Source organism: Streptomyces mobaraensis, from assembly GCF_020099395.1.
In the GTDB taxonomy this organism is placed as follows: domain Bacteria; phylum Actinomycetota; class Actinomycetes; order Streptomycetales; family Streptomycetaceae; genus Streptomyces.
This window is the reverse complement of record NZ_CP083590.1, coordinates 6,953,527-6,978,654: the sequence shown is the minus strand read 5'-3', so window position 1 is coordinate 6,978,654 and position 25,128 is coordinate 6,953,527. Positions and strand designations below refer to the sequence as shown.

Genomic DNA, 25,128 nt, shown 5'->3' with positions numbered 1-25,128 from the left:
CGCCGGGGCCCTGCCAGGGCCCGGAGTGCCCCTTTCGTCCACGATAAGCGGGGCGCCGCCCGTCGGCCGCTCCAGCCGGCCGGCCCCGGGCCCTACCGGACCGGCCGCCGATCGGGGGACCCCCGGCTCCCCCGCCCCGCCGCCCGCCCGACGGACCCCGGGCGGGCGAGGCGTCCCGCAGCCTGGAGGGGAAGCGACGGACGAGCGGAAGGAGTGAGCGGCATGGCCACGGAGGCGGAGAAGGAGACGGAGACGGGAACGACGGCGATCGAGCGCGTCGTCGTCGGAGTGGACGGTTCCGCGGGCAGCGTGGCGGCCCTCCGGCAGGGCGCCCGGGAGGCGGCCCGGCACGGCGCGGTCCTCTGCCCGGTGTACGCGTGGGCGCCGCCCGGCGGCGAGGCGGCCGACGCGGTCAGCCCCGCCCCGTCCGACGTGTGCGCGCACTGGGAGCGCGCGGCGGCGACCGTGGTGCGGGAGACCTGCGAGGCGGCGTTCGGCCCGGCCCCGCCGGGTACGGTCCTGCGCCCGCGCGCCGTACGCGCCGCCCCCGGGCCCGCGCTCGTGGCCCTCGCCCGCGACCCCGGCGCCCTCCTCGTGGTCGGCACCGGCGAGCACGGCCCGCTCCACCGCGCCCTGCACGGCTCGGTGAGCCGGCACTGCCTCCGGCACGCCCGCTGCCCGGTCCTCGTCGTCCACCCGTCCCCGGCGGACCACCGCGCGGCGCCGGTCCCGAACGGCAGGCCGTACATGGACGCACCGGCCGGCGGGCCGGGCGAGGCGCCGGCGGGCCCGGTCCCGGTGGCGGCGGAACGCTGAGCGGGGTGCCGGTCCTTCCGGCGTCCCACCCGCCCGTGCACCCGTCACCCCGACGTCCCGACGTCCCGACGTCCCGACGTCCCGACGTCCCGACGCGAAGCGGAACGACCCAGAACCGGCCGTGTTCCGGCGGCGCCACGGCACCGATGGCGCCGCCCGGCACCCACGGCACCCGGGAGGCCACCGCCGACAACCGGCGCCGACGCCTGTTCGACCTTGGCTCACTCCTGGAACCCGCCCTCACCAAGGGTGACATCATGACTACATGACCAGTAGAGGGTGGTGGGCGGCACGTCCGGAAGAGCACCGCGCGCCGGGTTCCGCCGAGGGCGCGCCGCGCGCCGACCGGGGCCCCGGGTCCCTGACCCTGGGGGCCGAGGAGGAGTACCTGCTCGTCGACCCGGTCTCCCGGCGGCTGCGGCCGGACGCGGAGAAGGTGGTGGCCGAGGCCGCCGCGGAGCTCGGCGGGCGGGTCACCCGCGAACTCACGCGTTACCAGGTCGAGGTGCGCACGGAACCGCACCGCGACCTCGCCGGATTCGCCGACGAGATCCGGTCGCTGCGCCGCACGGTGGCCCGGGCGGCCGCGCGCCACGGGCTGGCCGTCGTCTCCAGCGGTACGCCCGTGGTCGCGCAGCCGGGGCCGACGGCGTTCAGCGACGGGGCGCGTTACGCGCGGAGCGTCGCGGAGTTCGGCGCCCTGGACGACGAACAGAGCGTCTGCGCCTGCCATGTGCACCTCGGCATCCCCGACCCGGACCTCGCCCTCCGCGTCTCCAACCACCTCCGTGCCCGGCTGCCCGTCCTGATCGCGCTGGCGGCCAACTCCCCCTTCTGGCAGGGGCGCGACACCGGTTACGCGGGCTGGCGCACGATGACGTGGGCCCGCTGGCCGGCCGCCGGCCCGCCGCCGTACCTCGCCTCCCTCGCCCACTTCGAGGATCTCGTCGCGGAGCTCGCCGCGACCGGGGCGGTCATGGACCGCTCCGGCCTGTACTGGGACATCAGGCCCTCGCACCACGTGCCGACGCTGGAGATCAGGGCCGCCGACGCCGCGTCCTCCGCCGCGGACACCGTCCTGCTGGCGGCGCTCGTCAGGGCGGCGGCCGCCACGGCCCTGGCCGACATCGAGGCCGGGAAGCCCCCGCTCCGGCCGTCGGACGAACTCCTCCGCGCCGCGTACTGGCGTGCGGCGCGCGACGGATTCTCCGGTGCGGGCGTCGACGTGGAGGCCGGACGGCTCGTCCCCGCGACCGCGCTCGTGGAGCGCTTCCTGGCCGGCCTCCGCCCCGACGTGCTGCGCCGCGACGACATGGCGGCGATCCGCGCCGGCTGGGCGCGGCTGCGCGCCCACGGCAACGGCGCGGACCGGCAGCGCGCGGCGTACCGGGTCCGCCGCAGTCTCACCGACGTCGTGGACCACCTGATCGCGGACGCGTCCGGCCCAGGGCCGGAGGATCCGCTTCCGGGCGGCCGGTAAGGCCCTGTCCCCACCCCGGCGCGGAGCCGCCGCCCGCGCATGATCGACTGTCCCCATGCCGCACGCCATCGCCGCCGACGGAACCCGGATCGCCTACCAGGTGCGGGGCTCCGGAGCCCCCCTCGTCCTGCTCGCCGGGCAGGCCAACTCCCACCACTGGTGGGACACCGTCCGCGCCGACTTCCACCCGGCCCGCAGCACCATCACCCTCGACCACCGGGGCACCGGCGACAGCGACAAGCCCGAACGCCCCTACAGCACCGAGGAGTTCGCCGACGACGCCGTGGCCGTCCTCGACGACCTGGGCATCGGACGGGCGGACGTCTACGGGACGTCGATGGGCGGCCGGGTCGCGCAGTGGATGGCGGTCCGGCACCCGCACCGGGTGCGCCGGCTGGTGCTGGGCTGTACGTCCCCCGGCGTCCGGGGCGTGGTGGCCGGCGAGGCGGTCCGTACGGCCCTGGCCGATCCGGACCCGGCGGCGGCCGAACGGACGCTGCTGGACCTGATGTACACCCCCGGCTGGCGGGCCGCGCACCCCGGCCCGTACGCCGTGCTCGGGGACCCGGCCATGCCGGGCCACGCGCGGCGGCGGCACCGCCTGGCAAGCGCGCGGCACGACGCCTGGGACGCCTTGCCGCGCGTCACCGCGCCCACCCTCGTCGTCCACGGCACCGACGACCTCTTCAACCCCACCGAGAACGCGCACCTCCTCGCCGGCCGCATCCCGGGTGCCCGGACGCACCTCGTCCGAGGCGGCCGCCACGCCTACTTCGAGGAGTTCCGGGCGGAGGCGAGCCCGCTGGTGCTCGACTTCCTGACCGCGGGGCCCTGAGGGGTCAGGCCGTGTCGAGCCGGGCGGCGAGGCGCGCGGCGTCCTCCGCGGGCAGGGTGATGCCGAACTCCTCGGCGAGGCACGCCCCGAACTCGTCGGCCTCCACCTTGCGCTCGGTGCGGGAGCCGTCCGTGCGGACGGTGGTCACGGCGGCGGCGTCGAGCACGATCAGCCGGTCGGCGGCGAACCGCTGGGCGAAGGGGCGCCGGACGAACGGGGAGCGGGGGTGGGTGGAGACGTAGTGGTTGCCGACGACGTAGTCGATGGTGTGGTGCGGAGCCAGGGTGAAGGTGTGGCGGTCGAGCCAGCCGTCGGAGCGGTGCTCGTGCAGCCACCAGTCGTCGATCCCCCGTTCCCCCGGGCGCCGTTCCACCCGGAACCGCCGGCCCTCGAAGTCCGCCTCCACGCCGTCGGCCAGCTCGATCGGCTCCAGGGGGCCGGACCCGAAGCCGACGTCGCAGAGCCACGTCCGCCCGTCGTCCTCGGCCTCGACGGCCAGCAGGGCGTGGGTGGCGGGGAGCAGCTTGTCCGCGCCGAGCGTGACCCGGCCCAGCAGACCGGTGAAGCGGAAGCCGAGTCTTTCGAGCGCGGCGGCGAACAGGACGACGTGCTCGAAGCAGTAACCGCCGCGGCGCCGCCGCACCAGCTTCTCCTGGACCGACTCCACGTCCAGCCGGACCGGGACCCCGAGGATCACGTCGAAGTTCTCGAACGGGATCGACGTGACGTGCGCCCGGTGCAGCGCCCGCAGCGCCTCCCGGGTGGGCCGGCGCTCGCCCGCGTACCCGATCCGCTCCAGATAGGCGTCCAGGTCCAGCAGGTCGCCGTGCCATTCCTGGCCGGTCCTCGGCTGACCGCTGCGCGGCGAGGTCATGACTCCACCCTTCCGGACCGTGGGGGTCCGCTGTCGTACGTGCTCGGAGGCCGAGCAGTAGTCGTCTCTTCAACGACCCGGTCAGACCCTACGCGTCCCGGGCCGCGGAACCATCCGCCGCCTGGCGGGGAAGGGACGGAAGCCCCGGCCCCGGGCGGATGGACCCGGGACTTAGGACCGGCCTCCGGCCGGGGGACGGCCGGGTCCCCCGCGCCCTCCCCCGGCCGGCCGGGGCCCGGCGGGCGGGCCGCCGCCTAGCGTGGGCGTCAGGGGAAGGAACGGAGGAGAGCCCATGACCCGGATCAGGACACCGGTCGTCGGCACCGGCAGGGCCGTACGGCACGCCCCGGACGCCCCGCGCCCGCACCTCCGCGACGGTACGGCCGCGCTCTTCGTGGCGGCCCTGGTGGTGCTGGAGGCGCTGGCCCTCCGGCTGACGCCGGTGGCCGACTGGCCGCTGGCCACGGTCGCCCTGGGCGCCGCCCTCGCCGCGGTCGCCGTGACGGCCGGCGTGCTGTGCCACGGCCGCCGGGTGGGCCACCGCGTGGGCCGCGGCCGCCGGTCCCCGCTGCCGGACGACGCCCTGTTCGACGCCGGCACCCGCCGGAGCTGCCCGCTCGCCGCCCTGCGCCCCGCCCTCCCGCCGTCGGACCCGACGGCCGAGAACCGGCTCTACGCGGCGTGGGTCCTCGCCCGGCACGGTCGCGACGCGGCCTGGCTGAGCGCCCATCTGGACCTGCCGGCCGGGGTGGCGGACACCCTCGTCCGCGCGGCGGACGCGGAACGGGCCGGGGACGGAGACGGGCACGGAAACGGACACCGGTGAACAGAGCCCCCGGCCCGCTGCCGCTGCCCGGCCGCACCCTCTCCCGCGGCTGACGGCCTGCCGCTACCGTCCCCCGCCCCCGTGCGTCCGGCAGTAGGCGTCGCGCCCCGCCCGGTACCCCGGGACGCCGGGGACGCCCAGCAGCACCGCCCAGCGCGTGGCGTTCGACTCGATCGCGTCCTCGGCCCGCCGCCGGGCCGCGGGGCTCCCGGCGGCCGCCAGCCGGCGGGCGTGTTCCCAGGCGGTCGCGCGCCACAGGTGGAACAGCTCGTGCGCGGTGGGCCGGGCGACCGGGTTCCAGCGGGCGTCGCCGAGGGCGAGGAGGGGGTCGTAGCGCCGGGCGACGTCCTCGACGGCGGGCTGGTAGGCGCGGTCGAGGACGGCCTGGACGCGCTCGTAGTCCGGTTCGCGCGCGTCGCTCGGGCCGAGCGCGGCGAGGACGTACGGCATGTCGCGCTGGATATGGGCGTTGGCGGCGAGCAGCACGTCCTGGCCGCCGTTGAGGTCGCCCGCGCGGGCGGCGTCGAAGGCGGCGCGCCAGGCGGCCGGGACCGGGCGGCCGGCCCGGTCGGCGTGGTAGGCGGCCAGGTAGCGGTTGACGAAGCCGGTGTTGAGGCTGCCGCCCGCCCAGGCCGGTTCCTCGAACGCGCCCGCGCGCACGGCCGCCCCCAGCGACTCCTCCAGCCGTGTGTAGACGGCGGCGAAGGGCGCCCGGTGGTCGCAGCCGAGGCCGTCGCGGAGGCGGCGGAGCACGCCGGTCGCCTCGTCCACGCAGCCGGCGGGCGGCCCGGCGCAGTGGAGGGCGCGCGGTACGGCGCCGGCCGGGGCCGCCCCGGCGGGGTCCGCGGCCGACGGGCCGAGCAGGAGCGGCAGCGAGGCGGCGAGGACGGCCGCCCGCCGCGCCGTTCCGGATCCGGTCACCGCGACCACTCCCCGTTCCACGAACGCCGTCGACGTCACACCGTGTCAACGACGGCGCGGGGCGGGCGTTGCGGCACGAAGACGGACGTCCCGGCGCCCGGGGGCGGTCGGGGGCCGCCGACGGCGCGGCTCCGGACTTCCCCCCGCGTACCGCCGCGTACCCGGGCGTCCCGCCCGTCGCCGCCGCGCGTCCGAAAACCTCCCCTCCCGGCGTCCGGCGTCTCGCAAGGGCCTTCCTCCCGGCCGCTTTCCCGACAGAATCTCTGGGCACTGCCTGACCATCCGAACCGGCCGACGGGCCTGCGGCGTCATCCGGCGCCCGCGGCCCTGTCGCACGTCGGGCTGGTGCGCATCGTCGGACCGGTGCGCATCGTCGGACCGATCGACCGACCATTCCTGAGACACCAGGGGGGAACGTGCATCGCATGCGGGGCATGAGCCGTAGAGGACTGTTGCGTGCGGGGCTGGGTGCCGGGGGCGCGGCCTGGGCGGCGGCGCACGCGCTGCCGGGGACGGCGTCGGCGGCGACCGCGCCGGGCGCGCCGATGAGAGTGGACTCCGCGCCGTGGGCCGCGCCGGCCGTACGCCAGGGGGTGTTCCCGGAGTGGGCGCGGTACGCGCGGGTCGCGGACGGCACCTTCGACGAGGACGCCGATCCCGTCCGCGACATGAAGCCCGTGATCAACGCCCTCAAGGCGCAGAACGTCAGCGTGATCGAGCTGGACACCATCCTGTCGAACTGGCTGACCCAGGCCGACTTCGACTTCCACGTCAAGCAGGTCGGCCGGTTCACCGAGCAGGCCCACGCCGCGGGGATCCGGGTGGTCATGTACTACCCGTCGCTGGAGCTGATCAGCGTCGGCGGCGAGAAGGGCCGCTCGTTCTACAAGGACGACAAGGGCAAGGACTGGGTGCAGCTCTCCCTCGACGGGCAGCCGAACGTCTTCTACGGCAGCCTCGTCGTCTGGGTGGACCCGGGCGACGAGAGCTGCTGGCTCAGCCCCAACTCGCCCTGGCGCGACTACTACCTGACCCGGGTCAAGGCCCTGGCCGGCTCGGGCCTCGACGCGATCTGGCCGGACGTGCCCATCTACTTCGACGGCAAGGCGAGCTGGTGCGACGCCTCGCCCTGGGCGGCGGCGGCCTTCAAGGCGGACACCGGGCTGCCGCTGCCGAAGAAGGCGGACTTCGGGGACACCACGTTCCGCCGGTTCGTCGAGTGGCGCCACCGCAACCTGCTCCAGTGGCAGCTCGACATCGCCGCCGCGGGCAAGTCGGCCAACAAGGACCTGGTCACCTTCGTCGAGACGGTGAGCATGGACTACCAGTACGCCACCTCCATCGGCCTGGACGGCGCGTACCTGCGGCAGGCCGAGGGCGTCAGCCACGCCTGGGAGGTGGACATCCTCGGCAACTACGACGGCATGCGGCACGCCACCGCGTCCGACTGGACCTGTCTGATCTCCATGTACAAGTACGCCCGCGCCGCCAGCGGCGCCAAGCCGGCCTGGGCGTTCTCGTACGGGTGGAAGGCCGACGACGCCTCGCTGGTGATGGCCGAGCTGCTGGCGGCCGGCTGCAACCCGTACGAGGTGAAGAGCCCGTTCAAGAACGCCACCACCGACGCGAGGATGCGCACCCGGATGTACGGGTTCGTGGCGGCGCACCAGCAGCGGCTCTACGACGCCGTCCCGGCCGCCGAGGTGGGCGTCTACCACTCCACCGCGTCCCGGGACTACGTCAGCCCCTCGGTCGGCACCGGCATGTACGTCAACGCCAAGAAGCCGTCCGGGGTCAAGGAGTGGTGGAGCGAGGGCACCCCGGAGGACAGCTGCGCCACGATGCCGTGGCTCGGCGAGTTCCGGGGCACGGTCAAGGCCCTGGTGTACGGGCACGTGCCGTTCGACACCGTGCCGAGCCAGGGGGTGACGGCGGCGGACCTGGCCCGCTTCAAGGTGCTGATGCTGCCCAACCTGCAGGCCGTCTCGGACGCGGAGGCGGAGGTGCTGCGCGGCTGGGTGGCGGCCGGCGGCACGGCGGTGATCACTGGTCCGGCGCCGACCGCGCTCACCGAACTGGGCGCGGCACGGGACGAGTTCGCGCTCGCCGACGTGCTGGGGTTCCGGAAGCGGGACCCGCTCCCGGCCACTCGGCAGAACCGTTTCGGCGCCGGGACCTGCCACTACGTCAAGGACCTGCCCGGCCGGGCGTTCCTGTCCGCCACCGGGCAGGCCGACCCCGGGCCGCTCCTGGCGCCGGTGCTCGCGGCCGCCCCGCCGGCGGTCACCTACAGCGGCGACCGGCGCGTCCACCTGGAGCTGAGCAGGCTCGGCGACGACACCGTGGTCCAGCTCGTCAACTTCACCTGCTTCGACGACAAACCGGCCGCCTTCGCCGTCAAGCCGGCCGCCTGCTCCGTGACCGTCGCCGTGCCGGAGGGCAAGCGGGTGACGGCCGCCGCGGTGAGCTCCCCGGACGCGGCCTCGCCCGCGCCGCAGCCGGTGACCTGGACGACGTCCGGGGCGACGGCCACGGTCGCGCTCACGGTGGCGCAGTACTCACTGCTGACCGTCACCATGGCCTGACGGGCGGTCCGCCCGGGCCAGTTCACGCAGCACCGCGGCGGTGGGCGAGCCCTCCGCCGCGGTGTACGCCACCATGATCTCCTCCGTGTTGTCGGTGAGCTGGAAGGTCTCCCAGGAGAGCTCCAGCGTCGTCCCGGCCACCGGGCCGCGGAGCCGGCAGGTGGCGTGGGTGATGTCGAGGACCGGCAGCTCGGTCCAGATCCGGTCGAAGTCCGGGCTGGCCGCGCGGAGTTCGGCGACGTGCCGGGCGAGTTCCCGGTCGTGGGGCCAGCGGCCGGTCACCGTGCGCAGATAGGCCACCGTCTCGTGGGCCTTCGACTCCCAGTCGAGGTAGAGCGTCCGGGTCCGCGGGTCGGTGAAGACGATCCAGCCGATGGTCCGCCGTTCCACGGGGTACTCGCCGAAGTCGACGAACACCCGGGTCGCCAGCCGGTTCCAGGCGAGGACGGCGCCGTCGCGGCCGACGAGGTAGGCGGGGCTGCCGTCCAGGGTGTCGAGCAGCCGGCGGACGCTCGCCCGTACCCGGGGCGCGGCCCGCGGGTCGGGGTCCTGCCCGGGGGCCGGCCCGGCGGGCGCCGGGTCGTGGCGCTCCGGCCGCGCCAGGTCGCGCAGGTACCGGCGCTCGCCGGGGCTGAGCCGCAGCGCGTCGGCGACGGCGTGCAGGACGGCGTCGGAGACCAGGGACGCGTTGCCGCGCTCCAGCCGGATGTAGTGGTCGACGCTCACCGCGGCGAGCGCGGCCACCTCCTCGCGCCGCAGGCCGGGCACCCGGCGCGGGCCGTGCGCGGGCAGGCCCACGTCACCGGGGTGCAGCCGGGTGCGGCGGGAGACGAGGAAGTCCCGGAGGGCGATCTTGGCGTCCACTCCCGCATTCTGCGCACCCGGCGGGGTCGCGGGAGAGGCGGCAACCGGCCACTTTCCCGGGCCCCGGACGCGCTGCCAACCCCGCTGCCAGGGCGAGTCCTGCCCTCCCTCGCGGCGCCCCGGCGGGGGATGCTGGTTCCGCTTTCCCCGTACGTCCCGCTGCACCTGTACGTACCGCTTTGCCAGGACGTACCGCTTTGCCGGGCCGTCCCGCCTCGCCGGTACGTCCCGTGCTCCCCGCTCGTCCGGTGCCGGGCCGCGGGTCCGGCGTACCGGCGGCACCGCGCCCGGCCTCGGCGCGGCGTCCGCCGTACGCCGGAACGGCCCCGCGGCCCGGCACCGGCCGGTCCCTCTCCCTCAAGGAGGAGTCGAAGTGTCCCGTCGTCTCCCCGCGTTCAGGATCCGTGGATCACGCGCTCGTGCCGGCGGCGGCGGGCGCCGGCGCACGGGATGGCGGGCCGGGCCCGCCCCACCAGGCCGTGTCGCGGCTCAGCCGCGCGGCGCGGGGACGCGCCACAGGGCGGACGGCCGGTCCTCGCCGCCCTGATGGGACTCGAACGCGATCCACTTCCCGTCCGGCGACCAGCTCGGGGCGCCGTCGTACGAGGAGTCGTGGCGGGTGACCCGCACCGGGCGGCCGCCCGTCACCGGCACGGCGAAGATCTGCGGCAGCTCCAGGCCGCCGGCGGTGGAGGAGAACACCACCCACTTCCCGTCGGGCGACCAGCTGGGGTCGGTGTGCTCGCCGTCCCCCTGGACGGGCAGCTCGCGGAGCCCGCCACCGTCCGCGTCCATGACGTACAGGCGCCACTCGTCGCTGCCCTGCCGGCGGCGCTGGAAGACCAGCCGGTCGCCGGCGGGCGACCAGTTGGGCTGCCGGTTGTCCGTGTGCGTGCCCGGTCCGTCGAGGAGCCGGGTGCGTCCGGTGCCGTCGCGCCGGACCTTCCAGAGGGAGCCGTCACCGCCGGAACCGTCCTCGCGCTCGGTGCTCTCCTGGCCCTCCCGGCTCTCCTGAAAGGCGATCCAGCGGCCGTCCGGGGAGAAGCTGGGCTCCAGGTAGCCGGTGTCGCCGTCGTGCTCCGTCACCCGCTCGGGGCGGCCGCCGGGCCGTAGCACCCATACCTCGTCGCGGCCCGCGCGGTCGGAGGCGAAGGTGACGCCGGCGGACGGGTTCCAGCTGGTCCCCGGCAGGTTGACGGCGGCCCGGTCGGACTCGTCCAGCAGCGTCCGGGGGGCCGTCCGCCGCCGGGCGCCGCCGAGGGGGAGGGTGCGCAGGGCGGCGGCGCCGGCGTTGTAGCCGTCGCGGAAGACCGTGAAGAGGAGGGACGAACCGTCCGGCGAGAAGGCGGGGTTCTGGGCGCTGGCCCGGCCGCCGGGGCGGTGGAGGAGCTCGGCGCCGTCGCGGCGGGTCTCCTCGCGTGGACCGGCGGACCGTGGGGAACGGGGGTTCTCACGGTCGTCGGACCCGGAGTCGGAGCCCGACTCGCAGGCCGTCAGCAGGACGGCGGCGGCGAACAGGGCGGCGGCGAGCGGTCGTCTGCGCACCGGGTGACGGTAACGCAGGCCGGCGCCCAGGGTCCGCCGGAAGGCGGGTTGCCCGGGTTCGCCGCTTTCTCCGGGTGTGCCGGGGGTGGCCGGATCAGTCGTCTTCCACGCTGAGTCCGATGTGCTGGGCCAGGGCGGGAGCCAGATCGAAGAGCTGAGGTGTGCTGATCGTCGCGCCGCCCAGGTCGCCCAGCCCGGCGGTGATGCCCAGGGCGGCGGCGTCGCGCAGGTCCACCTGGGCCAGCCGGGCCCGTTCGAAGCGGGCGCGGTCCAGGGTGGAGCCGGGGAAGCGGACGTCGGTCAGCGTCGCCCCGCCGAAGTCCACGTCCCGCAGCAGGCAGTCGACGAACACCACCTCGCGCAGGGTGGCCGCGCGCAGGTTGACGGAGTCGAGCTTGCACTGGTGGAAGACGACGCGGCGCAGCTCGGCGCCGTGGATCTCGGTGCCGGCCAGGACACCGGCGGTGAACTCGGCGTCCAGCCACGTGGTGTCCGCGAGGTTGGTGCCGACCATGCGGGTGGCGTGCAGCCACACGTCGTCGAACCGGGAGCGCCGGAAGCCGCCGCGCTCGAAGACCGCCGAGGAGAACGCCGCCTCGCTGAACAGGGAGCTGCCGCCCTGGGCCTCCTCGAAGACGGAACCGTCGAAGTGGACGCTCTCGTAACTGCCGCCCCGTTCCATCGGGCCCGTGAAGGGCTCCAGGCGGTGGGCGTAAGGCAGTTCGGTCAGTTCTCGGGAGGCGGGGATGCGCATGCGCCGCGGCCTACGCGGTGCGGCCGGGCGGCCCGCATGCTCGTCGGCCGTCTAGGACGCGGGGGCCGCGGCGGCGGGGGCGCCGAGTGCGTTCAGTACGACGCCGAGGAGCTGCTGGAGGTCGGCCAGGAGCTTGCTCACGTCGGCCGCGACGCCGAGGATGTTGGCCGCGGCCAGGTCCATGAGGAGCTGGTTGAGGTCCTTGACGAGCTGGTCCACCACCTTCTGCACGTCCGCGACCACGTCCCGCTGGGCGGTGCCCGTCTGTCCGGGCTGTCCGGGCTGGGGCTGCGGGACGTGCGCCTTGACGGAGGCGCGCAGCCGCGCGGCCTGCTCCGTGAGCTGCCGCTGCATCTCCCGCAGCTTGGTGAGGTCCGGCTTGGCCGCCTGGGCCTCCTTGCCGATCCGGGCACCCAGCGAGAGGATGTCGCCCAGGCTTCCGACCGTGGTCAGCCGGTCGACGGTGTCCGACGCGGGCACCGACTCCGCCGCCGGGCGCTCCGGCGCCGGGTCCGCCGCGAGGGCCGGTCCGGCGACGGCCAGGACCAGCGAGCAGCAGGCCGCTAGGGCGGTGGTGGTCGTTCTGCTGATGCGCATGCGGGAAACTCCCTCCAGGAACGTCCCTCAGGGGGACGAGGCCCACGGTGTGCCGCGGCGTCGGGGGCCGCAACCGCTCGCCGGGGCGGGGCGGGGCGCTTCCGTTGCGGCCCGCACCCGCTCTGACCTGGGCCCTTGCCGCGGTCGGCCGTTCTTGCCGGGGCCGGCGGGGCGTTCGGCCGGGAGGGTGCCCCGGTCCCGCCCCTTCCCGTTTCTTGCGGGGGCCGGCCCCCGCACCCCCGAAACCGCGCTCCGCGCGGTTGTCCTCAAACGCCGGACGGGCTGAAAGCCAGCCCGTCCGGCGTTTGAGGACCTCGCGGCGAAGCCGCGATGCCGGGGTCCGGGGCGAAGCCCTGGAAGAAACGGTGAAAGGGCGGGACCGGGGCACCCTCCCCGCCGGGGCACAATGCATCACGTGCCCCGAAACACCATCACCCCCACCACCCCCTGCCCCTGCGGCCTCGACGCCGCCTACGGCGACTGCTGCGGCGCCTTCCACGAAGGCGCGAAGCAAGCCCCCACCGCGGAACGCCTCATGCGCTCCCGCTACAGCGCCTTCGCCGTGGGCGACGCCGCGTACCTCCTCCGCACCTGGTACTCCGGCACCCGCCCGCCGTCCCTCGACCTCGACCCGAAGGTCCGCTGGACGGGTCTGGAGATCCTGGCGACCTCGGCCGGTACCGCGTTCCACCAGGAGGGCACGGTGGAGTTCCGCGCCCACTGTGTGGTGCGGGGGCGGGAGGACGCGCAGCATGAGCTGAGCCGCTTCGTCCGGGAGGACGGCGCCTGGGTCTACGTGGACGCCGTCTGAAGAGGCTCCGGCTCCCAGTCGGTCTCGTAGTACTTCACCCGCTCGTCCTCGCCGGCCATCCGCATGCCGGCGGCCGTCATGACGCGGTGGGAGGGGACGTTGTCGTGGTCGGCGTCGCCCTTCACCCGGCGGATGCCGCGGGCCCGCGCCGATTCCAGGGCCGCGCGCAGGGCCTCGGAGGCGTACCCCTTGCCGCGCTCGGCGGGCAGCAGCCCGTAGCCGACGGTCACGGCTCCGTCCTCGTCCGCCGGCCCGTGGAAGTCCAGCCCGCCGACCACGCGCCCGTCCTCCCGGCGCCGTATCTCGTAGGCCCCGGGGTGCCGCCCGGGCCCCTCCCGCTCCGCCGTCAGGAACCGCCGCGCGGCCTGCACGTCGTCGTCCTCCGGATACCCGGGCACCCAGTGCGGTGGCCGCTCCGGGTCCTCGGCGGCGATGTTCTCCGCCTCGGCGACGGTGAGGCGGTGCAGGATGAGCCGGGTCGTCACAAGATCGTCCATGTTCCGATGGCTATCACCCGCCGGCGCGGATCCGCATCGGATTTGCCGGGCCCGCAACCGCAATGACCTGCCGGGTCATCGCGGGCCCGTGCCGTCCGCGGGCAGAGTGGGGGCACACCGAATCACCGGACTCACACGGTCAGGAGACGACGATGCCCGCCTACGCACTCGGTCACTTCCACAGCACTGCCCCGCACCGGGACGTCGTGGAGTACGTCGAGCGGATCCAGGGGACGCTGGACCCCTACGGGGGCCGGTTCGTGGTGCACGGTGGGGAGCTGGAGGTGCGGGAGGGGGTTTGGGAGGGGAGTTTGGTGCTGATCGAGTTCCCCGACCTGGAGCGGGCGCGGGAGTGGTACGAGTCGCCCGCGTACCAGGAGCTGATTCCGCTGCGTACGCCGCACGCCGTGGGGGACGTCGTCCTCGCGGCGGGGGTGCGTTCCGGTTACCACCCGTCGGAGAAGGCGGAGACCCTCCGGGCGGCTCTGGCCTGAAGGTGGCGGGCCGGCGCCGCCGATGAAGCGCCGGCCCGTTGGGGCATCAGGTGTGAGGCGTCAGCGGACGCGGCCGTACCAGACGCTGTTGGACCAGATCTTCTCCAGGCGGACCTTCTTGCCGGTGCCGGGAGCGTGCCAGATCTTGTTTCCACCCGCGTAGATGCCCACGTGGTAGACGTTGCTGCCGGAGTGGAAGAACACCAGGTCGCCGACGGAGCGGGAGCCGCGCGAGATGTGCCGCGTGGCGTTGTACTGGTCGGCGGCGACGCGGGGGAGCTTCTTGCCGGCCTTCTTGAACGAGTAGAGCGTCAGGCCCGAGCAGTCGAAGCGGTTGGGGCCGGTGGCGCCCCACTGGTACGGGGAGCCGCTCTTGGACGCCGCGACCTTGACGGCCTTGGAGCCCGGGGTGGCCGCCTGGGCTTCCCCGGTCATGCCGGGGAGCAGGACGGACGCCGCGACGGTGGCGGCGGTGAGGGCCGATGCGGTTCCGGCCCGGGAGATGAGCGCGGGTATGCGAGGCAGCGCAGACATGCCGAGTAAGCCCTTCGTCATCCGCCTGCGAAAGATGACCTGTCGGGTTCGGGCTGACAAAGTTGCCCGGCCACCATGTGGCTTCACCCCTAGGACCACCGCCATCGTGGTCCGTCGTGCCTGGGTCTCCCGCTCCTGCCGATCCGCGTGTATCCGGTCCGCACCCGGAGCGGCGGCAGGACTCGGCGTCCGCCCGGGTGGCCCGCCTCTGTGACGGGTTCTTGGTTGTTCGGTGCATGATCCTGCACCATCCACCCGCGAAATCCGGTGTCGAAACGGCCGTCTGTGAGGTTCTTCACGCCGGCCGGAAGGTTTCATTCCGGCGGCTTGACCCCCTCTCAGCAGGGACGACGCCAGGAATTGAGACCGAGTTTCTTCTGCATGGAACTGAGCCCCAGATCCTTGGTCCGGCCGCAGAACTCCCCCGGATCCAGCTTGTATTCGACGTGGAACACCGCCTTGCCGCGCTTCACGAAGGGCGACAGTTTGTCGCATTCGCCGAACTCGGCGCACTGTTCGTTCACCGCGAAGTCGAAGTCGCCGACGAGGTCCGGGATCTGGTCGAGGTCGTTCTTGAGGCCGACGGACATGCCGCGGTCATGGGCGAGCCGCGCGATCAGGCGGTTGAACGCCAATTGGTGGGCCGCGGTGAGGGGGAAGCCCGTCTCGTTCCGGAACCCCTCGGTCAGGTCCGGCTCGACGGCGTCGAAGCCCTTCTTCCGGCACATGTCGAAACGTTCCGCCATGATGGGTTCGAGGACGTCCAGCCGCCGGATGTCCAGCCACTTCTCGCCCTTCCAGCCGTCGTTGTCCGCGCCGAGCACCGCCTCCGGGAACTTCTTCGCGTCGGGCCGCCAGTCCTCGTACGCGCCCACGTTGATGTAGCAGACGACCTTGCGGCCGTCGGCGTGCAGCCGTTCCACGGTCGCCGCGTCGTTCTCGAAGCCGTCGATGTCGTAGACGGGGACGTCAACCGAGGTGTCGACCTTCCCGTCGAGCTGCCACTGCCAGCGGGTGCCGGGGCGCGGCCGCCAGCGCGCCGCCCGGTCGGCGGGCTTCCCGGACGACGAGGACGACGGGGAGGCCGATTCCGGTGTGGACGGGTCGGCGGACGCGGCGTCCCGGGACGGCGCCGGGCTCGTGCCGCGCCGGGGTTTCCCGGGCGCCGAGTCCCGATGCCCCGGCCGGGGTTGCGCCGACACGCTGGGCTTGCCGTCCCGCTCGGGACCGTCCGCCTGGTCCTCGTCCTCCGAGCCCGACCCCGAGCAGCCGGCGGCGACGAGCAGGGCCGCGGCCGTCAACGCCCCGGCGCCCAGGGCCCGGCGGGCCCGGCGACGAGGACCGCCCGGTTCCGGGCACTCCGCTTTCAGGCGTACGGATGTCAGGCGCTCGGCGGTGGTGCGGTCTGCCATGGGTTCTCTCCTGTTCCCGGCACCGCGCAGTGCACTCCCGCGCCGCGCAGCCCGGCCGTGCGGGACACATGACCGGCCCGCTCCTGGGGCACACCGTAGACCAAGTGGCAGAAGCGCGAGGGGAGATGGGATCTGGTCCAGTCCGGGACCCCGGCCGTCCGGTACGCCTCCCAGTCGCCCTCGAAGGTCACGAGCAGATCGGCGATCCGCGCGTACCCGGGGTCCGGATGCGTCCCGTGGTTGAACACGACCGTACGGCCCCCCAACGCCCGCGCGCGGACGGCGAGTCGGCGGTAGCGGGCGAGGAACGCGGGGGCCGTGGGCACCTGGTCGAGGAACACCCCGTCGACGCCGTACCAGCCGCGGTGCCTGCGGACGTCCGCCAGCACCGCGCGCGGCGGCCGGCGCCCGTAGCCCGTGTCCACGTACCCCAGCACCGGGACCCCCGCGTCCCGGAGCCGGCCGGCGGCGGTGCGGAAGGCCGGGTCGGGCCGGCGCCCCGGGCCGTCGGCGGCGTTGAGCACCACGCCGCGCAGCGCGGGGGCGGCCCGCAGCAGGGCCGCCCACGCGCCGGGATCCACCGCCGGGTGGACGTACAGCGGCACGAGCAGCCGCCGGTCCCCGGGCGGCGCCGTCACCGCGGCGCCCGCGCCGGCCGGAGCCGGGCGTCGGCCCACAGGTCGGCGAGGGTGGTGTCGAACGCGTACTCCGGCCGCCAGCCGAGGGCCCGTTCGGCGGCCGTGACGTCGGCCTGCTGCCAGGGCAGCGCCGCCGAGCGCGGCGAGCCGTCGCCGCCCTCGTCGACGCGCCCCCGGAAGCCGGCGGCCCGCGCCAGCCCCTCGGCGACCTCCCGGGCCGTGTGCGCCGTCCCGCTGCCGATGTTGAGCACGCCGGTGACCGGCTCGGGGGCGGTGACGGCGAGCACGACCGCGCGGGCCACGTCGCGGGCGTCGACGAAGTCGCGGTGCGCGGAGAGGTCTCCGGTGCGGACGACCCCGTCGGGGCCGGCCTCCCGGATCCCCTCGGCGAGCCGGCCGGGCAGCGACGTGGGCGGTGAGCCGGGGCCCAGCGGGTTGAACACCCGCAGCACGAGCGCGTCCAGCCCCGACCCGGTGACCGCCAGGGTGCCCGCCAGCTTGGCGGCGCCGTAGAGGCCCAGCGGGGCGGTGGGGGCGGACTCGGTGAGCGAACGGGCGCCGTCCCCCGCTCCGTACTCGGCGGCCGACCCGAGGTGCACCAGCCGGGCGGCGGGCGCGGCCAGCCGCAGCGCCTCGCACAGCACCGCCGGGCCGCGCGCGTTGACGGCGGTCAGGGCGGTGGCGCCGCCGCCGGTGACCCCGGCGCAGTTGACGACGGCGTCGGGGGCCGCGCCGCGCAGGGCGACGGCCAGGTCGGCGGGGTCGGCGCCGGCCAGGTCGCAGGGGAGGGCGGCGCCCGGCGACCGGCCGCCGTCGAGCACCCGCGCGCCGGGGAGGGCGCGCAGCCGCTCGGCGGCGTGCCGGCCGAGGAAGCCGGTCGCGCCCAGGACGAGGATCCGCATGCGGGTCGTTCACGCTCCTTTGATCAGCAGGTCGCGGCGGTGGGAGAACTCCGCGTTGGCCCGGTCGTAGTCGTCGGGGCGCCCTATGTCCAGCCAGTAGCCGTCGAACTCGTAGGCGTTCGGCGGCGTCCCGGCGGCGAGCAGGTCGAGGACCAGCTCGTCGAAGCCGAGCGGCAGGCCGGGCGTGTAGCGGGCCAGGGCGTCGCGGGTGACGCCGTAGACGCCCATCGAGACGCGGTAGTCGATGCTGGGCTTCTCGGAGAAGCCGGTGACGCGGCCGGACTCGGTGGTCAGCACGCCGAAGTCGATGCTGACCTTGCGGGCGTAGGTGGCGATGGTGAGCGGGGCGCCGGAGGCGCGGTGGTCGCGCAGGACATCGGCGAAGTCGAGGTCGGTGAGGACGTCACCGTTCATCACCAGGAAGTGCTCGGGCAGCCGGTCCGCCATGGTGAGCAGCGGGCCCATGGTGCCCAGCGGGCTCTCCTCGGTGGTGTAGTCGACGCGCAGCCCCCACTGCGAGCCGTCGCCGACGTAGGCGCGGATGATGTGCCCGAGGTGGCCGATGGCCAGGGTGCAGCTGGTGAAGCCGGCGCCGGCCAGCTGCCGCATCACGATCTCCAGGATCGCGTGCTGGTCGCCGATGGGGACGAGGGGCTTGGGCAGGGCGGTGGTGTAGGGGCGCAGCCGGATGCCCTTGCCTCCGGCCAGGATCACTGCGTGCATGGGTGCCGTTCCTCTCTGGTGAGGTGACTGGCGTACGGGGACGGACCGAACGGTTCGAACGGATCGGACTCGCGGGCGTGGACCGGGGGAAGCGGTCGCACGGTGTGCGGTCGTGTCTGGTGCGGTCGTACGTGGTGCCGTCGTGAGTGGTGCCGTCGTGCGTGGTGCCGTCACACGTTGTGCGGTCACACGTTGTGCGGTCACACGTTGTAGATGCCGGTCTTGTAGCGGGCCAGGTTGGCCGGGTCGCGGAAGAACTCCACGGTGGCGGCGAGGCCGTCCTCCAGGCTGTGCGCGGGCGCCCAGCCGGTGGCGGCCCGCAGCCGGGAGGCGTCGCAGACGAGGCGCATGACCTCGGAGGCGGCGGGCCGGACGCGGGCGGTGTCCTCGCGGACGTCGAGGTCGGTGCCCATGATCTTGCCGATCAGGCCGACCAGGTCGCCGACCGATATCTCCTGCCCGGTACCTGAGTTGAAGGTACGGCCGACGACGCGCTCGGCGGGCGCGGTGCCGACGGCGCGGAAGGCGGCCACGGTGTCCTTGACGAAGCTGAAGTCCCGGGTGGGCCGCAGGTCGCCCAGGGTGATGGTCCGCTCCCCCGCGGCGACCTGCCCGATCACCGTGGGGATGACGGCGCGCATGGACTGGCGCGGACCGAAGGTGTTGAAGGGCCGCAGGGTGACGACGGGCAGCTCGAAGCTGGCGTGGTAGCTGTCGGCGAGCCGGTCGCCGCCCGCCTTCGAAGCGGCGTACGGGGACTGGGTGTTGATCGGGTGGTCCTCGGTGATCGGCACGGTCTGCGCGGTGCCGTAGGTCTCGCTGGTGGAGGTGTGGACCAGGCGGCCGATCCCCAGGTGGCGGACGGCCTCCAGCACGTTGAGGGTGCCGGTGACGTTCGTCTCCACGTAGCTGTGCGGGGCGCGGTACGAGTAAGGGATCGCGATCAGCGCGGCCAGGTGGTAGACGGTGTCCGCGCCCTTGACCAGGTCCTGGACGGAACCGGGGTCGCGGACGTCGCCGAGGACGATCTCGACGGAGTCGAGCACGTCGGCGGGCAGGACCTCCAGCCAGCCGTAGGACGAGAAGGAGTTGTACTGCACCATCGCCCGCACCCGGTGGCCGTCGGCGACGAGCGCCTCGACGAGGTGCGAGCCGATGAAGCCTTCGGCGCCGGTCACGGCGACGCGACCGGTCGCGGTCGCGGAGGCGGTTGTGGATGCGGTGGGGGACGGGGACTGCGGGGTCATGCGGAGTGCTCCTCTGGTGGGTGGACGGTGTTCGGTGGACGGTGTGCCGCCGCACGCGGGTGCGGAGCGGCCGGGGGCGGCTCCCGTGTGGTGCCGTACGGCGGTGGGGGCCGGCCGCCCGGCCTTCCGGTGGTGCGGTGACGGGTGAGCGGTCTGTGCGGGTGCGTACCGCGGTGCGGTGAGCGGCGGCGCGGTGTGCGGTCGTTCGGTAAGCGGTCGTTCGGTAAGCGGTCGTTCGGTGAGCGGTGGTGCGGTGTCTGGTCGTGCGATGGTGCGCGGTGCGGTGCGCCGTGGCGCGGCGCGTGGTGCGCGGTCGTGCGGAGGCTCCGGGGGCCGTCCGGTGGTCGGCGCCGGTGCGGGCTCGGTCGGCGCCGCCCTCCGTTCCCGTCCCTCGCGCCGGCCACCTGCGCCGGGCCGCCCGTGCCGGTGTCCGGCCGCCATCGCCGGACGCGCGTCGGGCGAACCGGCCGCCGGGGCCGGGCCGTCGGCCCCTCGACGGGCCGCCCGGACGTACGGCACCGTCCCGTCCCGCCCGGACCGCCGGCCCCGCCCCCGGTCAGCGGTGCGCCGTGATCCGTCCGAGCCGCCCGATCGCCGTGGCCGCCAGGGCGGCCGACGTACAGGCGCAGACGACGAGTTGGACGGCGGCCGGTGACAGGAGCCGGGCCGCCAGGGCGGCGGCCTCCGCCACGCCGGCCGCGAGACAGAGCAGGGCCGGGGCCCAGGCGATGCCGTACGCCTGGAGCAGCAGCCCCGTCCAGAGGACCGCGCCGAGGGCCAGTAGGGCCGCCGTGCGCAGCGGGGTCGGTGTCGGGCCGCCGGGCCAGACGGCGTCGGCGGCGAGGACCAGCGCCGCGAGGGCGGCGAGGTAGGCGGCGAGGCACAGGCCGAGGACCCGGGCGACGCCGGCCGGCAGTCCGCGGAGCGTGGTGGCGCGGGCGAGGACCTTCAGGGCCCGGCTGCGGAACCGGTAGAGCAGCCATTCGGCGGCTCCCATGCTGAGGGTGAGGGCGATGACGGCGGGGCCCGCGGGGTCGGCGTGACTGCCGTGACGCAGCACGTCTCCGAGCGCGGCGACGCCGGTGAGGACGCCGCAGCCGAGCCCGAAGAGCCCGTAGGGGGCGGAGGCGAGCGGGGGGAGGGCGGGCGGTGGTGTGCCCTCCTCCCGTACGGCGAGGACGTTCTGGTACACCGCGGTGCCGGTGACCCCGGCGAGGGTGGCGAGCAGCAGGCCGAAGGCCAGGGCGCGGGGCGGTTCGGCGACGAGGACGGCCGCTCCCCCGGCGGCGACGGGCAACAGGGTGTACAGCAGGAGGCGTTCACGGCCCAGGACGAGCAGGACGGTCGCGGCGCACAGGTAGAGCGCCTGGCCGACGGCGAACGAGGCGGCTCCTGGGGGCCCGTGGAAGGCGAGGGCCGCCGCGGTGGCGAGGAGCGCGCCGAGCGGGGCGCCGGTGCGGAGGCAGCGGCCGGCGGCGGCCCGGCCGCCGGCGGCGAGCCGGAGGTAGGCGCGGTGGGCGAGGGCCTGGTTCCACGCCCAGGCGGTCAGCGCGGCGGCGACCAGCCCGGCGGTGCCGTCGGGCAGTCCGCCGGCGCCCCGGCCGCCGGTGAGCAGCGGCGCCCCGAGGGCGTATCCGAAGCCGGGGAGGGTGAAGACGAGGGAGCGGAGCAGGACCAGGGCGGGCTTGACCTGCCAGGGGTCGGGGGCGGGCGGGGGTTCGGGGTGGGCGCGGGGGACGCGGGCGAAGAGGTCGGCGGCCAGCTCGAAGGCGTCGCGCCGGCCGTAGCGTCCGGCGATCTGCTCGCTGGTCAGGCCGTCGGCCTCCAGGACGGCGGCGATCTCGTCGGGGTGGACGGCGGCGGCGCACACGTCGTGGAGCTCGCGGGCGAGTTCATCGATAGGACCGTTCCCGGGCCGGGGCCGGGGGACGACGGTGAGGTCGGGGACGGCCTCGGGGTCGGGCGGTACGAGCCGCAGCGGGCCGCTCATCGGACACCGCCGGCGGCCAGGGCCATGGCGGCCATGGTGGGCTGCCCGAAGGGGACGGCCGGGGCGAAGACGACCGAGCGCCGCCGGGAGGCGTCGAGGTCGTGGTAGATCTCACGGAAGGCGCTGATGGTCTGCCGGAGGGTGAACTGCTCGATGACCCGCAGCCGCGCCGACTCCCCCATGCGCGCCCGCAGTTCGCGGTCGCCGAGCAGGGTGAGGGCGGCCTCGGCCATGCTCTCCGGGTCGCGCGGCGGGACGACGAGCCCGCTGTCGCCGACGGCCTCCCGCACCCCGCCCACGTCCGTCGAGACCGTGGCCCGGCCGCAGGACATGGCCTCGATGAGGGTGAAGGGGAAGCCCTCGCTGATGCTGGAGAGCATGACGACGTTGCCGGCCGCGTAGGCGTCGCGGATGTCCTCGACGCGCCCCTCGAAGGTGACGGAATCCCCCACCCCCAGTTCGGCCGCCAGCTTCTCGCAGGCGGTCCGATAGCCCTCGCCACCGCGCGGGGTGCCGCCGAAGAGCCGCAGCCGGGCCTCCGGGACACGCTGTGTGACGAGGGCGAAGGCGCGGATGAGGGTGTCGAGGCCCTTGATGGGGTCGACGCGGCCGGCCCAGCTGAGGGTCGGCACCTCCGGTTCTGGTCCGGCGGGCGGGAACGCGGCGGGGTCCACGCCGTTGTAGACGGTCCGGATGCGGTCGGGCGGGGTGCCGCCGTGCTCCTCCCAGCGGCGGTTGTAGCGGTTGCCGGGGGTGACGAGGGCGGCGCACCGGTAGGACTCGACGGCGAGCTGCCGGAACAGGCCCAGCATCAGCGCCTTGACGGGCCACCGGTAGGGCTCGGTGCGGAACCCGAGGTAGCGCTCGCGCAGGTAGATGCCGTGTTCGGTGAGGAGGAAGGGGGTGCCGTGGCGGTGGTGGGCGATCAGGCCGGGGACGGCCGCGAGGCCGCCGCTGACGGCGTGGGTGATGCCGTCGGCGGGGACGTCGGCGGCCAGCGGGCGCAGCGCGTGTTCCAGCAGGTCGGTGGCGGTGAGGGCGTCGTGGAGGGTGGGCCGGGCGGCCGCGGTGGGCAGCGCGGGCCGGTTCCAGACGCGGACGAGGACCCGGACGGCGTCCTCGCCCTGGAGGAGGGCCGGCAGGGTGCCGGTGGCAGCCTGGTCGGCGAGCCGGTGGAAGGCGGGGGCGAAGTCGTCCTCGTGCGCCGGGTCCAGGAGGGAGAGCAGGAAGCGCTCGTAGCCGGCGAGGAAGGTGCGCAGCGCCCGGCCGCGCGGCGCGCGCCCGGCGGGCGTGGTGCCCCACAGCGGGACGGCGTCCACGCGGCGGACGTTGGCGGGGAGCTGCCAGGCGAGCCCTTCCCGTCCGGTGCCCGTGACGGCGATGATCCGGAAGGGGATGTCGGGCATGCCCTGCACCAGCTGGTCGCACCAGACGCTGACCCCGCCGTGGCTGTGGGGGTAGGTCCCCTCGGTGAGCAGCGTCACCGAGGGGGCGTCGGCCGCGGGTGCGGCAAGGGGTCCGTGCATGGGTATTCGGTTTCTCCGCGAGAGACGGTGTGGCGTGAGGAGGTGCGCACGGAGGTACGGCGGTGCTCAGCGCCGGGGGCCGTCACCGGTGCCGTACGGGACCCGGTGGCCGGCGCCCGGGGGTACGGGCAGGGCGGGGGCGGGCGCCTGGACGCGGGCGGCCTTGCCGGTGGCGTGCGGCGCGGCCGGGGCGCCGGCGGCGGGCAGGGTGAAGACGGCCGCGCTCTGGCCGGCCGCCGGGGTGGCCCAGCCGGAGCGCTGCCCGGCGTAGGCGTCGCCGAACGGCGCCGACGTGCCGTTCTTCACCTGGGTGGTGCCGGTGGGCAGGGTGAGGGTGGCCTCGACCCCGGCGGGCGCGGTGACGGTGACCTGGCCGCCGACGCGGTAGGCGGTGACCTTGCCGGCGTCCACGGCGGCGGACCAGGCGGCGCGCTTGCGCATCTCGGTGCCGATGTCGCTCATGCGGAGGCTGACCAGCGGGGTGTTGTCGGCGAAGAGGGCGGCGTGGTCGGCGAGGACCTTCTCCAGGACCTGGTAGCCGATCCGCTCCTCGGCGAGGTTGGACTGGTGCATGAAGTGCGGGCGCGGGTCGTTGGAGAGGACGTGCCCGAGGGCGATCCGGGCCTCCAGGGGCGCGATGTAGGAGGCGAAGCCGGTCCTGGTGTCGAGCGGGGCCTTCAGGCAGGTGGTGACGGTGGAGTTCTCGCAGATGCCGCTGCCGCCGTCGGCCTTCTTCGTGTAGAGCCAGTTGTACTCGTCGGTCTGCTCGGCGGCCTTGCCCACGTTGTAGTAGACGTTCATCGGGTAGCGCGAGACGGTCAGCGCGGGGCCGGCCTGGCGCTGCTGCGGTTCCCGGGAGCTGTCGCTGGCCAGCCACTTGACGCCGGTGACGGTGAGGGCGGCGGCCAGGTAGGGGTTGTCGTCCTTCTGCTGCGGCAGGGTGCGCAGGCCGGAGTGCTCGCCGGTGACGAGCTCGTCGGGGTCGACCTTCAGCCCCCGGGCGGCGGCCCAGGACAGGTTCTGGGCGATCTCCTGGGTGACCTTCTGGCCGTCCACCCAGCGGATGCGGCCGAGGAGGTCGGTGGAGCACTTCCAGGGGACGACGCCGGTGTTCTGCACGCAGCCGAGGAAGGCGTGGGTGTAGGTGTGGTTGAGCCAGCGGAAGGACTGCTGGTCGGCGACGAAGCGGTCGAGCAGCGGGTCGCGGCCGCCGCCGTCGTTGGCCCGGTACTCCTCGCTGCCGACGCCGTTGAAGGCGAAGTCCAGCGGCAGGTTGTGGCTCTTCGACCACTCCTTGGCGTACGTGGCGTCGGCGGCCGTCATCCGGATCGGCGGGGCGTCGGGGGACGGGTTGCCGGGGCAGTCGACGTCGCCGGGGGTGCACTTGCGCTTGCTGTCCCAGCGGTCGTCGGAGGCGAAGAGGTCGTCGACGTGGACGCCGAGGTAGTTCCGTGAGGCGCCGAGGTGGACGCCCTGGGTGAGCCATTCGACGATGCCGCGGGAGACCAGCCGGAACTGCGTCTGGTACTGGTTGGCGACGAAGGTGACGACGAGTTCGCTGCGGCCGTCGTGCGCGTACTGGCCGATCAGCGAGCCGCGCGAGGAGGTGCCGGGGATGGGCGCGTCGACGTAGGTGGTGAAGGTGGCGCCGTCGTCCTGCTTCTCCAGCGGGGTGGAGAGGTAGCCGTAACTCTCGTTGACGGCCGGGTCGTTGTCCTCGAAGGGGACGTTCTTCTTCAGGTAGCCGAAGGGGCCGGCGCCCTCGGCGGTGACGGTGGCGGTCTTGCCGTCCAGGGGGCCGCTCCAGCCGTGCTCCTGGGCGGCGTTGAGGCCGACGGCGGGGCGGGCGTAGGTGTAGGCGTCCACCTGGCGGATGCCGAATCGTTTCTCGTATCCGGCCAGGGCGGCCATCTCCGGCGAACCGTCGCCGAACGGGTTGTCGTTGGGCAGGACGACGCCCTGGAACCTGGCGCGCGGTCTGCCGTCCACGGTGTCGCTGAGGTAGGCCGCGTCGATCTTCGGCCGGCCGGCGTCCTTGAGGTCGACCTTGGTGTACGGCGTTCCCGCGGTGGCGAGTTCGGCGGCTATCGCCTCGACGGCGGGCCCGCCGTCGTCGACGAGGAGGACCCGCAGGTCGACGCGGGGCGCCGGATCGTCGGCGTGGGCGCCGGCGGTGGGCAGCGCCAGCGCCGTCAGTGTCGCGGCGGCCCAGGCCGCGAGCAGACGTGTGGAACGTGACATGGTGCAACTCCCCCCT

At 74.8% G+C, this 25,128-nt stretch carries 23 protein-coding genes and 1 riboswitch; of the genes, 7 read left to right on the top strand and 16 right to left on the bottom strand.

The genetic code is table 11. The annotated features are described in order from the left end of the window. Positions 1 to 222 precede the first annotated feature (222 nt). The 3 genes from K7I03_RS30885 to K7I03_RS30875 all read left to right on the top strand — a co-directional run bounded on the left by K7I03_RS30885 (position 223) and on the right by K7I03_RS30875 (position 3,131). Complete coding sequence (locus K7I03_RS30885; protein WP_185941010.1) at positions 223 to 816, top strand: universal stress protein; 594 nt, start codon at positions 223 to 225, stop codon at positions 814 to 816. Positions 817 to 1,081: 265 nt separating this feature from the next. Continuing rightward, the gene (locus tag K7I03_RS30880; protein WP_185941009.1) at positions 1,082 to 2,296 is read left to right on the top strand and encodes a carboxylate-amine ligase; all 1,215 of its coding nucleotides are present in this window, start codon (positions 1,082 to 1,084) and stop codon (positions 2,294 to 2,296) included. Between the two features lie 55 nt (positions 2,297 to 2,351). After that, entirely contained in the window at positions 2,352 to 3,131 is a 780-nt protein-coding gene (locus tag K7I03_RS30875; protein ID WP_185941008.1) for an alpha/beta fold hydrolase, read from the top strand. A 4-nt stretch (positions 3,132 to 3,135) separates the two neighbouring features. On the opposite strand, the gene K7I03_RS30870 is transcribed toward K7I03_RS30875, so the two are convergent. Beyond that, complete coding sequence (locus K7I03_RS30870; RefSeq protein WP_185941007.1) at positions 3,136 to 4,005, bottom strand: arylamine N-acetyltransferase family protein; 870 nt, start codon at positions 4,003 to 4,005, stop codon at positions 3,136 to 3,138. Between the two features lie 292 nt (positions 4,006 to 4,297). Between K7I03_RS30870 and K7I03_RS30865 the strand changes: the two genes are divergently transcribed. Further along, positions 4,298 to 4,831, top strand: a complete 534-nt coding sequence (locus K7I03_RS30865) for a hypothetical protein (RefSeq protein ID WP_185941006.1) — start codon at positions 4,298 to 4,300, stop codon at positions 4,829 to 4,831. Positions 4,832 to 4,894: 63 nt separating this feature from the next. Here the strand turns inward: K7I03_RS30865 and K7I03_RS30860 are convergent, their stop codons facing one another. After that, positions 4,895 to 5,752, bottom strand: coding sequence for a DUF5995 family protein (locus tag K7I03_RS30860; protein WP_185941005.1), 858 nt, complete (start codon positions 5,750 to 5,752; stop codon positions 4,895 to 4,897). A gap of 434 nt (positions 5,753 to 6,186) precedes the next feature. On the opposite strand from K7I03_RS30860, the gene K7I03_RS30855 reads away from it, so the two are divergent. Next, the gene (locus K7I03_RS30855; RefSeq protein ID WP_224347296.1) at positions 6,187 to 8,337 is read left to right on the top strand and encodes a type 1 glutamine amidotransferase family protein; all 2,151 of its coding nucleotides are present in this window, start codon (positions 6,187 to 6,189) and stop codon (positions 8,335 to 8,337) included. Here K7I03_RS30855 and K7I03_RS30850 read toward each other — a convergent pair. The 4 genes from K7I03_RS30850 to K7I03_RS30835 form a co-directional block, all read right to left on the bottom strand. Beyond that, positions 8,311 to 9,201: a helix-turn-helix domain-containing protein gene (locus tag K7I03_RS30850; protein WP_185941004.1), complete on the bottom strand. Its 891-nt coding sequence runs from the start codon at positions 9,199 to 9,201 to the stop codon at positions 8,311 to 8,313. The genes K7I03_RS30855 and K7I03_RS30850 overlap by 27 nt on opposite strands. A 489-nt stretch (positions 9,202 to 9,690) precedes the next feature. Then, positions 9,691 to 10,746, bottom strand: coding sequence for a TolB-like translocation protein (locus K7I03_RS30845; RefSeq protein WP_185941003.1), 1,056 nt, complete (start codon positions 10,744 to 10,746; stop codon positions 9,691 to 9,693). Positions 10,747 to 10,840: 94 nt separating this feature from the next. Continuing rightward, a complete protein-coding gene (locus K7I03_RS30840) occupies positions 10,841 to 11,500 on the bottom strand; it encodes a pentapeptide repeat-containing protein (protein ID WP_185941002.1) in 660 nt (219 codons plus the stop codon). Between the two features lie 51 nt (positions 11,501 to 11,551). After that, positions 11,552 to 12,097, bottom strand: a complete 546-nt coding sequence (locus K7I03_RS30835; protein WP_185941001.1) for a hypothetical protein — start codon at positions 12,095 to 12,097, stop codon at positions 11,552 to 11,554. A 406-nt stretch (positions 12,098 to 12,503) separates the two neighbouring features. On the opposite strand from K7I03_RS30835, the gene K7I03_RS30830 reads away from it, so the two are divergent. Beyond that, entirely contained in the window at positions 12,504 to 12,908 is a 405-nt protein-coding gene (locus tag K7I03_RS30830) for a YchJ family protein (RefSeq protein ID WP_185941000.1), read from the top strand. Here the strand turns inward: K7I03_RS30830 and K7I03_RS30825 are convergent. Then, the gene (locus tag K7I03_RS30825; RefSeq protein WP_185940999.1) at positions 12,890 to 13,405 is read right to left on the bottom strand and encodes a GNAT family N-acetyltransferase; all 516 of its coding nucleotides are present in this window, start codon (positions 13,403 to 13,405) and stop codon (positions 12,890 to 12,892) included. The genes K7I03_RS30830 and K7I03_RS30825 overlap by 19 nt on opposite strands. Before the next feature lie 152 nt (positions 13,406 to 13,557). Between K7I03_RS30825 and K7I03_RS30820 the strand changes: the two genes are divergently transcribed. Further along, entirely contained in the window at positions 13,558 to 13,899 is a 342-nt protein-coding gene (locus K7I03_RS30820) for a DUF1330 domain-containing protein (RefSeq protein ID WP_185940998.1), read from the top strand. A gap of 60 nt (positions 13,900 to 13,959) precedes the next feature. Here the strand turns inward: K7I03_RS30820 and K7I03_RS30815 are convergent, their stop codons facing one another. From K7I03_RS30815 to K7I03_RS30775, 9 genes are all read right to left on the bottom strand, one after another. After that, positions 13,960 to 14,433 (bottom strand): C40 family peptidase, encoded by a 474-nt coding sequence (locus tag K7I03_RS30815; RefSeq protein WP_185940997.1) that lies wholly within the window; start codon positions 14,431 to 14,433, stop codon positions 13,960 to 13,962. A 7-nt stretch (positions 14,434 to 14,440) separates the two neighbouring features. After that, positions 14,441 to 14,591, bottom strand: a riboswitch (cyclic di-AMP (ydaO/yuaA leader). A 180-nt stretch (positions 14,592 to 14,771) separates the two neighbouring features. Next, on the bottom strand, positions 14,772 to 15,845 hold the full coding sequence (locus K7I03_RS30810; RefSeq protein ID WP_185940996.1) for an endo alpha-1,4 polygalactosaminidase: 1,074 nt from the start codon (positions 15,843 to 15,845) through the stop codon (positions 14,772 to 14,774). Further along, entirely contained in the window at positions 15,815 to 16,483 is a 669-nt protein-coding gene (locus tag K7I03_RS30805; RefSeq protein WP_185940995.1) for a spherulation-specific family 4 protein, read from the bottom strand. Before K7I03_RS30805 ends, K7I03_RS30810 begins: the two co-directional genes overlap by 31 nt. After that, on the bottom strand, positions 16,480 to 17,385 hold the full coding sequence (locus tag K7I03_RS30800; protein WP_185940994.1) for an NAD-dependent epimerase/dehydratase family protein: 906 nt from the start codon (positions 17,383 to 17,385) through the stop codon (positions 16,480 to 16,482). Before K7I03_RS30800 ends, K7I03_RS30805 begins: the two co-directional genes overlap by 4 nt. 9 nt (positions 17,386 to 17,394) lie before the next feature. Continuing rightward, positions 17,395 to 18,108 (bottom strand): nucleotidyltransferase family protein, encoded by a 714-nt coding sequence (locus tag K7I03_RS30795; RefSeq protein ID WP_185940993.1) that lies wholly within the window; start codon positions 18,106 to 18,108, stop codon positions 17,395 to 17,397. A 200-nt stretch (positions 18,109 to 18,308) separates the two neighbouring features. Further along, positions 18,309 to 19,355 carry an SDR family NAD(P)-dependent oxidoreductase gene (locus K7I03_RS30790; RefSeq protein ID WP_221902540.1) on the bottom strand — a complete coding sequence of 349 codons (1,047 nt, stop codon included), beginning with the start codon at positions 19,353 to 19,355 and terminating at the stop codon, positions 18,309 to 18,311. Positions 19,356 to 19,911: 556 nt separating this feature from the next. Beyond that, a complete protein-coding gene (locus tag K7I03_RS30785; RefSeq protein ID WP_185940992.1) occupies positions 19,912 to 21,345 on the bottom strand; it encodes a hypothetical protein in 1,434 nt (477 codons plus the stop codon). Continuing rightward, positions 21,342 to 22,871: a GT4 family glycosyltransferase PelF gene (gene pelF, locus K7I03_RS30780; protein ID WP_185940991.1), complete on the bottom strand. Its 1,530-nt coding sequence runs from the start codon at positions 22,869 to 22,871 to the stop codon at positions 21,342 to 21,344. The genes K7I03_RS30785 and pelF overlap by 4 nt, the downstream gene beginning before the upstream one ends. Positions 22,872 to 22,937: 66 nt before the next feature. Beyond that, positions 22,938 to 25,112 (bottom strand): hypothetical protein, encoded by a 2,175-nt coding sequence (locus K7I03_RS30775; protein WP_185940990.1) that lies wholly within the window; start codon positions 25,110 to 25,112, stop codon positions 22,938 to 22,940. Between the last annotated feature and the right edge of the window lie 16 nt (positions 25,113 to 25,128).